This window comes from Lactobacillus amylolyticus DSM 11664 (genome assembly GCF_000178475.1).
Taxonomy (GTDB): Bacteria; Bacillota; Bacilli; order Lactobacillales; family Lactobacillaceae; genus Lactobacillus; species Lactobacillus amylolyticus.
This window is the reverse complement of record NZ_ADNY01000015.1, coordinates 1-2,073: the sequence shown is the minus strand read 5'-3', so window position 1 is coordinate 2,073 and position 2,073 is coordinate 1. Positions and strand designations below refer to the sequence as shown.

Below are 2,073 nucleotides of genomic sequence, written 5' to 3'. Positions count from 1 at the left end.
TNTTTTTATTAATATATTTCAAATTATGTAAAGCTATTTACTTTCCAGCTGACTATGGTGATAGCCATAAACAAAATAGATAACAATTCCGATGATCAGCCAAATACCAGCCATGATGAAAACATCGGTGTTTAACTGAAAAATCATAAAGATGCAGCATAAGCCCGAGACAACGGGAACATAAGGATAGCCTGGAACTTTAAAGCCAACATTTTTAATATCTGTGCGCGAACGCAAGCTGATAATGCCAAATGAGACAAGAGTAAATGCAAACAAGGTACCGAAGCTGACCAAATTGGTTAGCTGATCGACAGAAAAGAACGCAGCACCTAATGCGATTACAATTGTTACTACCAAAAGTGCTAACTGTGGTGTATGGTGTTTGGCATCGATTTTACAAAAACGTGTGGTAATAATCCATCTCTTGCCATTGCGTAGATTAAGCGTGAGCTAGAGTAGATCATCGTCAACATCATTGACGCCATTCCGACCATTGCTCCTAATGACAAAAGTTCAGCCAGCCAGTCCTGATGAACATACTGCAATGCAAAATCAACTGGATTAGCGATATCAAGTTTGGTGTAATTAACCATCCCTGTTAAAACCAGAGATACTCCCATGTATAAAATTACTGCCACAGCTAGCGTTCCAATGATTCCTAATGGCATGTTTTTTTGTGGCTTTTTGACTTCGGCAGCAGAACTGGATACAACATCAAAGCCTAGAAAGGCAAAGAAAACTGTAGTTGCTCCTTTGAAGACACCCGCCATTTTGTATGGCAAAAAGGGATGATAATTGCTAGGTTTAATAAAATTCAAGCCAACAAAAATGAAAATCAAAATAATCGCAATTTTAATAATGACTGCCGTGTTATTGATTTTAATTGAACTTTTCATTCCTTGCGCAAGCAGCAATGCAATTAAGAAGATAGCTACTACCGCGATAAGGTCAAAATACACGCCTTGTTTTGGATTAAAAGGACCAGACACTGCTTTAGGCAACTTTATTCCGAATGGTTTAATAAAGGCTGTAAAATATGATGACCAACCAGCTGCTACTGTGGCTACGGCGAGCATGTATTCAAGAATCAGCGCCCATCCCATTAACCAGCCAATGAATTCACCATAGATGATATTGCCGTAAGAATAAGCTGAACCAGCTACAGGAATTGATGAGGCAAATTCAGCGTAGCACATTCCTATTAAAACACAGATTACAGCAGCTACCAAAAAGGAAAGGCTGACGCCAGGACCGGCAGTAGTTGCTGCCACAGTACCAGGCAAAATAAAAATACCGGTGCCAATTACAGCTCCGATACCCATGGCCATTAGATCAAAAGCAGTCAACGTTCTTGAAAAATTAATATCTTCTCCTAAATAAGTTGTGATTTTTTGCTTTCGGAAAATATGCAGTTTCATGTTTATCGTACTTTCATTATTTTTTTAAACGTTTTTGGTACCAGCGATAAGCACCAAAGAAAACTAGTGTTGCTAAAACGGCGACGACGATTAATGAATAATCTTCAAAAATAGTAACAATTATCTGCCATTTGCTGCCCATATATGCACCTAAGCAAATTAGGACGGTATTCCAAATTAAACTGCCTAGCGTAGTTAAAACGAGAAACTAAGTTTTATTTACTTAGCAATTCCGGCTGGGATAGAGAGATTAGGCTGCGAATAACCAGGACAAAACGACCAAAAAAGATCGTTTTGATGCCGTGCTTGTCAAACCACACGATAGAACGCTTAACATCGTCCTTTTTGAAGCCTAATTTTTTAAAAAGAGGATGCGCAAATAATTTGGTTAATCTTTCTTCAGTTAGCAAACTACCAATCCAATAAAGAATGATTGCTCCAATTAAAGAGCCAATCGTAGAAGCAATTACTAGACCAACAATATTCATCTGCGTTTTGCCAGTCATAAAGCCGCTAAATGAAAGAATTACTTCTGAAGGAATTGGCGGAAAGACGTTTTAGATGGCAATTAGCAAAGCGATCGCCAAGTATCCAAAATGATCAATTAATGAAAAAATCCAGGCAGACATATTAGCTCCTTAAAAGTTATATTAAT

Annotated in this window: 2 pseudogenes; both read right to left on the bottom strand. The window is 38.0% G+C overall.

Going from position 1 to position 2,073, the window contains the following annotated elements:
• Positions 1 to 33: 33 nt before the first annotated feature.
• Positions 34 to 1,418 (bottom strand): annotated as a pseudogene (locus HMPREF0493_RS02375) (APC family permease).
• A gap of 16 nt (positions 1,419 to 1,434) precedes the next feature.
• A pseudogene (locus HMPREF0493_RS02370) lies at positions 1,435 to 2,047 on the bottom strand (DedA family protein).
• Between the last annotated feature and the right edge of the window lie 26 nt (positions 2,048 to 2,073).